Below are 6,808 nucleotides of genomic sequence, written 5' to 3'. Positions count from 1 at the left end.
TTACATCTTCTGGAATACTCATTCCTACAGCTTCAACCTCTAAAAAAAAGGACTCTCCTTCAATAACTTTCAATGATTTATTTAAAATAACAAAGGTAAACGGCGCAGGTTGTTCAAATTGCGTACTATGCTGAATAACTCGTTTAAAACTATCATTAAAAACATTTATATTTCCAGTAATATATACAACACACCAAACCAACAATGGAATAACCGTATATTTTAAATATTTTCGATTTTTGTTAAAATCAACAGCCCGTACAAAAGGTATTGGTTGTAATTCTAAAGATTTTTGCTCAATACTTGCTTCAATTAATTCAGAATTCTCATTAAATTCTTTTAACTGCAACATATTCAGCAACTTATCACTTACTTCAGGAAAATATTTACCAATTATTTTTGACGCTTCAAATTCTGAAATACCTTTTTTTATACCAGTTAACTTAAAAATTGGAAGAAATATATATTTAACAAGCAGTGCGAGTTCTACCAACACAAAAAGCCAAAATAAAACCGTTCTATAAAAAGGTTTTAACCACAGTAAATACTCAATAAAAAGTGTAAAAAGAAAATATAACAAACCAATAGTAAAAAACAACAATAATCCTTTTATAAGTTCATTTATATAAAACTTCCTTATAAATTGCTGTAATTTTGTTTGTATATGTTTAAAATTATTCAAGTGGTTACTTTTAACTATTTAACGCTAAAAATAACTAAAATTAGATTAAAGCCGTACAATTTTTTCCTTTATAGCATATAAAACCAATCCAATACGTGTTTTAGCATTCAATTTTTCAAATAGCGCCTCTCTGTAATTTTCTACAGTTTTAGGGCTTAAACACATTTCATCGGCAATATCTTTGTAAGTTCTTTCGGAACACGCCAATTTTAGAAATTCTAATTCTCGTTCTTTTAAATTTATGGAAGATTTCTTTTCATTTATAGAAACTGAATTCAACAATGTATTCGTCACATTTTCAGTGTAATAAAAACCATTTTTATATACTTCTGAAATTGCATGATGCAAAATTTTTGGATGAATATCTTTTAACAAATATCCTTTTGCTCCTGCACGTAACATTTGTAAAATAGTAACTTCATCGCACTCCATAGATAATGCCAAAACTTTAACCGATGGTTTATTATCTTTAAGCCAATGAGTAGCTTCTATTCCATTCATCTCTGGCATTTTAATATCCATTAAAACAACATCGGGTGTTGTGCTATTTTCAGAAAAATAAGCTACCAATTCTTTACCGTTATTTAAAACTTTAATCACATTAAACTCCTCATAATTAGACACTAATCCAAATAATGCCTGTGAAAATAGCATATGATCATCTACAATAACAATATTAATTTTTTTCATTTAATTTATTTTTCGCAACAAATGTACAATTTAGTTCCTTGATTAACTGATGAATTCAACTCAATATCGGCTCCAATTAGTTTACCTCTACTTTTCATATTTAATAAACCAATACCAGTATGATTTTCCTTATCCTCAATATTAAAACCAATTCCATTATCAACAGCACTAATAGTTAGTTTATTTTGATCAAAAGTTAGTGTAACATCTAAATTTTTGGCTTTAGAGTATTTTAAAGAGTTATTACAAAATTCTTGTAAAATTCTAAATAAAATAATTTCTTTTTCGTTTGATAATACAAAAGGTTCATTTATAATACTTAAGGATGCCTTAATTACTTTTAAACGATTAAATCGTTCAATTTCAAGTGAAATAGAATCTAACAAACCTTTATTTTTAATAGTTTCAGGATTTAAAGATTTAGCCAAACCTCTAAGTTCATCCAAACTTTTACCAATAATATCTCCTGTTTCCTGAATTTTAATTTGAGCCTCTTCTGGAACACTCATTTGAAGAATATTTAACTGCATTTTTGCAACTGATAGCAATTGCCCAACATTGTCATGAATTTCCCAACTAATATTTTGCAATGCCTGCTCCTGAATTTCAGATTTAGATTTTGTTATTTCCTCATCAAAACGTAGCTGTGTTTCACGTTGTTTTAATAAATAAGCTGTTTTTTTTTGCTGAAAATAAAAAAAGAAAACAATTAACGTAATAGCTAAAATTAATACGATAATAGTAGTTATTAAAACCAATAGTTGTATTTCTGTTTGACCCATAATTAATTATTAAACTCTTTTTTACTTAAAACAAAACCCGTAATAAAGCATAAACTTAATATTATATTGGCACCAAAAATTATATACTCAAAAATTCCTTGCCAATCAATTAATTCACCAATAACAAATACTGGAAGTAAAACTACATTAAAAATTAAAACACCTAAACTTATCCAAAAAAATAAGGATTTTTGAATGTTAATAATCTTATCACTATTTAACATTTCAGCAAAATATATAATAACGGAAAACACCACAAATAACTGACCAGCCATCCAGGTATAAACAAAATATTCTTTAGTATAATTTAAATAAACAAATTGTAATCCAAAAAAAACTAAATAAACACTTATTAAACTAAGTAGTATTCTCTTTCTTATTCTATTATTTACCTTATAAAAATAAAATAATAAATAAAATAAAGCATTTAAAAAATACCATGAATTATAAATAATAATTGCTCTAATTCTAAATCTTTCAATAGTATATCTAGATACTAATTCTGTTAAAAACGAATATACTAAAAAGCCCATCCACCATTTTAAAAGAACACTATGTTCATATTTTTTAAAATGATAAAAACCTACAATTAGTATTATTGTATAAAAACCAATATAACTGTATTCTATAAACAATTGTATTTCTTTATTAAATTATTGAGGATAAACTGCTGATGGTGGATAACCTAAACCACCTCCATTTAAACCATCTATATCAGTAATATCAGAATTATCACCTCCTACTTTACCTTTTAATTTTTCATTTTTTTGCGTAGGTACAATAAATACAGTAGTTAAATCTTTTTTAGTACCTTCTTTTTCAGAATTATTATAGGCTCCAAAATAAACTCTTAAACCAGTAACATCAATTTTTTTAAGTTTCCCTTGTTCTTCAACATACGCTATATATTCTTTTAACTCATCTAGAGAAAACCAACTAGAAACAGCATCGTTTTTACCAATAGCACTGTCAATAGCTTTAGAACGCGTTTTAACAAAATTCTGATTTAATTTTTTAGCTTCTTCAAAAGTAATTTTCTTCATTTTTATAATTTTTAAATAAAAGCATAAAGTTAAACTTTTCAAACAAACAATTTATAAAATAATTTTAGGGGATAAATCCCCTAGTAAAAAACGGATTTTACCTTGCTAAAAAAACAGATAACACACATACTTTTGAACCAAAGTAATTTTTATAGAATAATGTTTAGTAAGGATATCAATTCGAATAAAGTAAAATTTTTTATTATTTGCTTTTTTGTACTGCTTATTATGAGTTTAAATTTTTACATTCTAACCAATGTAATTAAAAACTCTCAACCAGCATACAAAATTGAAAGAACAATAAAAGTTTAATTACTGTTTAAAACCAACGTGTGTCCCCACATTAATTTACTAATTCTTTAAATATTTTAAAGGGTACTAAAATCTATTTATTGGGCAGATTTTGAAAAGGTTGCTAACAAGCAACCTTTTTTTTATAATAAAATATGCCTATTTATTCTTATAAATTATCTTTGCACTCTAAAACTCAATAAAAATGGATAATGTAAGAGTGCGTTTTGCTCCAAGTCCTACTGGACCTTTACATATTGGTGGTGTTAGAACCGCCCTTTTTAATTACTTATTTGCTAAAAAAAATAATGGAACTTTTATTTTAAGAATAGAAGATACCGATCAAACTAGGTATGTTTCAAATGCTGAACAATATATAATTGATGCCTTAAATTGGTGTGGAATTCCTTTTGATGAAGGTCCAAATAAAAACGAAAAATTTGGTCCATATCGTCAATCAGAACGTAAAGAAATTTATAAAAAATACGCCGAAGAATTAATAGCTAAAGGTAAAGCATATTATGCTTTTGATACTGCAGAAGAATTAGATTTTCACAGAGAAGATCACGAAAAAAAAGGAAAAACCTTTATTTACAACTGGCATAACAGAGCAAAATTAACCAACTCTATTTCTTTATCAACACAAGAAGTTGAAAGCAGAATTGCCGCTGGTGAAAAATATGTTGTGCGTTTTAAAATGTATGAACCTGAAATTGAGGGAGTAAAAGAAACAATTACAACCAACGATTTAATTAGAGGTGAAGTTACTTTTAAACGTGAAATTTTAGATGACAAAATTTTATTTAAAAGCGATGGAATGCCAACCTATCATTTAGCAAATATTGTTGATGACCATTTAATGGAAATTACACACGTTATACGTGGTGAAGAATGGTTGCCATCAGTTCCTTTACACATTGCTTTGTATGAAGCTTTTGGTTGGAAAGCTCCAGAATTTGCACATTTACCACTTATTTTAAAACCAGTTGGTAAAGGAAAACTAAGCAAACGCGATGGTGATAAATTAGGTTTTCCGGTGTTTCCATTAGAGTACAAAAACGCAGAAACCAACGAAATATCTAGAGGTTATAAAGAAGATGGCTATTTTGCTGATGCTTTTATAAATATGTTGGCTTTATTAGGATGGAATCCAGGAACTGAACAAGAAATTTTTACACTTGAAGAACTTTCAAAAGTATTTGATTTAGCGCGAGTTAGTAAAAGTGGTGCAAAATTTAGTCCAGATAAAACAAAATGGTTTAATCAACAATATATGATGCAAAAATCTGATGACGATTTAGCTGATTTATATACCGATATTTTAAAAGAAAAAGGAATTACAAAAGATAAAAATTACATTACTAAAGTAGTGTCACAAATTAAAGAACGTGCAACTTTTGTAAATGATTTTTGGGATTTAAGCGATTACTTTTTTCAAGCTCCAACTGTTTACGATGAAAAAGCAGTAGCTAAAAACTGGAAAGAAGACACTTCAGATTTAATGAAAGAATTAATTTCAATTATAGAATCGGTTTCAGATTTTACATCTATAAATATAGAAAACACTGTAAAAGAATGGATTACAAGTAAAGAAATTGGTTTTGGAAAAGTAATGCAACCTTTTAGGTTAAGTTTGGTAGGTGCAATGAAAGGTCCTCACCTATTTGACATTGCCGAAATGATTGGTAAACAAGAAACTATTGCTAGATTAGAAAAAACTATCAAAACATTTTAAAAAAAAGGGAGCAAATTAAATTGCTCCCTTTTTTATTTATATCCTTCAATGTCAATTCTCACATTGTAATCTTTTAAAGCATCTTTATATTTTTCAGGTTCAAAAGTACTTCTGCTAAATTCTAATTTTCGATCATTACGCATTTTAATATGTTTAATAGAGCGTAAAAAACGACGCATATCGTTTAACGAAGATAAAATTAACCCCGGAACTTTTACGGTATTTCCACTTTCATCCTTAGCAACCATAGAAAAATAAGATGAATTACAATGCTTTACAACACCCGTTCTAATATTTTGAGATTCTACTCTAATTCCTACAACCATTGAAGATCTACCCACATAATTAACTTTTGCACGTAAGGTTAACAACTCTCCTACTTCAATAGAATTTAAAAAATCTACCCTGTTTACAGAAGCTGTTACACAATACTGTCCAGAAAACTTAGAAGCAGATGCAAACGCCGCTTTATCCATTAATGATAGAATAAATCCACCGTGAATTTTACCACTAAAATTAGAATGTGATGGCAACATTAATTCAGTTAAAATAATTTCTGAATCTTCAGGTTTTTTAAAATATGTCATATAAAAAATGCTATTTTTAAAGTAAAAATAGCATTTAATTTAACATTTTTAATATTAAAATAAAATTAATCTAACTCTTTTAATATACGCTCTGGAGTAATTGGTAGTATATTTACACGTGCTCCACAAGCATCAAATACAGCATTAGCAATAGCTCCACCAACGCAAATTATAGCAGGTTCTCCTCCACCTTGTGGTTTAGAATCCATTTTATCTATAAAAACACATTCAATTTTAGGTGTAGTAGAAAACTTAGTAATTGTGTAACTATTAAAGTTTCTAGCTTTTAATTTTCCACCATTAAATTTAATTTCTTCATACAAAGCATAACCTAAACCCATAGTAATTCCACCTTCGGTTTGTACAGTTGCACCATGCGGATTTACAACTTGTCCCATATCCTGAGCACAAACCATTTTAATTGGTGTTACTATTCCAGTTGTTTTATCTACATACACTTCTGCAATAATTGCAACCATAGTTCCTGCATCTTCACCTAAGGCAATTCCGTAACCATAACCATCTTTTTTAGGACGATTCCAATTAAATGTTTCAGCAGCTAATTTTAAGGTTGCTTTCATATCCTCATTTTTTAAATTATTTAATCTAAAATCTAAAGGATCTATACCTACTTTAAAAGCCATTACATCAATATGAGATTCACGTGCAAATGTTGTTGAATTATTACCTGGAGCACGCCAAGCACCAGTTCCAAAAATATGAACATTGTTATCGTTAAAAATTTGAGTTTTATTATGTGGAATATCATAAAATAATGACGTTCCGCGTGTTCCAGCGCAATAAATATCAAACTCCCATAAATTTAATTTACCATTTTCATCAACTCCAGAATTAACTTTTACCAATGCAGCTGGCCTAAATCTATCGTACAAAAACTCTTCTTTTCTACTCCAAACCAATTGTATAGGTTTTCCACAAATTTTAGCAATTTTTGCAGCTTCAATAGCTTGTTGATTGTAAATTTTTCCTCCAAAACC

At 28.1% G+C, this 6,808-nt stretch carries 7 protein-coding genes and 1 pseudogene; 1 reads left to right on the top strand and 7 read right to left on the bottom strand.

The window, feature by feature from the left end; genetic code table 11:
* The 5 genes and pseudogenes from ABY298_RS13975 to ABY298_RS13955 all read right to left on the bottom strand — a co-directional run.
* Nucleotides 1-682: pseudogene (locus ABY298_RS13975) on the bottom strand (hypothetical protein); the annotation flags it as partial.
* A gap of 45 nt (nucleotides 683-727) precedes the next feature.
* On the bottom strand, nucleotides 728-1,372 hold the full coding sequence (locus ABY298_RS13970; protein WP_372746678.1) for a response regulator: 645 nt from the start codon (nucleotides 1,370-1,372) through the stop codon (nucleotides 728-730).
* A gap of 5 nt (nucleotides 1,373-1,377) precedes the next feature.
* A complete protein-coding gene (locus ABY298_RS13965; RefSeq protein ID WP_372746677.1) occupies nucleotides 1,378-2,154 on the bottom strand; it encodes a sensor histidine kinase in 777 nt (258 codons plus the stop codon).
* Between the two features lie 2 nt (nucleotides 2,155-2,156).
* Nucleotides 2,157-2,789 carry a hypothetical protein gene (locus tag ABY298_RS13960; RefSeq protein WP_372746676.1) on the bottom strand — a complete coding sequence of 211 codons (633 nt, stop codon included), beginning with the start codon at nucleotides 2,787-2,789 and terminating at the stop codon, nucleotides 2,157-2,159.
* A gap of 18 nt (nucleotides 2,790-2,807) precedes the next feature.
* Entirely contained in the window at nucleotides 2,808-3,197 is a 390-nt protein-coding gene (locus ABY298_RS13955; protein ID WP_372746675.1) for a hypothetical protein, read from the bottom strand.
* A 496-nt stretch (nucleotides 3,198-3,693) separates the two neighbouring features.
* On the opposite strand from ABY298_RS13955, the gene gltX reads away from it, so the two are divergent.
* Entirely contained in the window at nucleotides 3,694-5,223 is a 1,530-nt protein-coding gene (gene gltX, locus ABY298_RS13950) for a glutamate--tRNA ligase (RefSeq protein WP_372746674.1), read from the top strand.
* Nucleotides 5,224-5,255: 32 nt separating this feature from the next.
* Here gltX and ABY298_RS13945 read toward each other — a convergent pair whose 3' ends face one another.
* Together ABY298_RS13945 and ABY298_RS13940 are read right to left on the bottom strand one after the other, a co-directional pair.
* Complete coding sequence (locus ABY298_RS13945) at nucleotides 5,256-5,810, bottom strand: acyl-CoA thioesterase (RefSeq protein WP_372746673.1); 555 nt, start codon at nucleotides 5,808-5,810, stop codon at nucleotides 5,256-5,258.
* Between the two features lie 65 nt (nucleotides 5,811-5,875).
* On the bottom strand, nucleotides 5,876-6,808 hold a 933-nt coding region (locus tag ABY298_RS13940), incomplete at its 5' end, for a xanthine dehydrogenase family protein molybdopterin-binding subunit (protein WP_372746672.1).

The sequence above is a fragment of the Lutibacter sp. genome, assembly GCF_041596795.1.
GTDB lineage: Bacteria > Bacteroidota > Bacteroidia > Flavobacteriales > Flavobacteriaceae > Lutibacter.
Note: the sequence above shows the minus strand (reverse complement) of the source record. Positions and strands in the feature narration are given on the sequence as shown.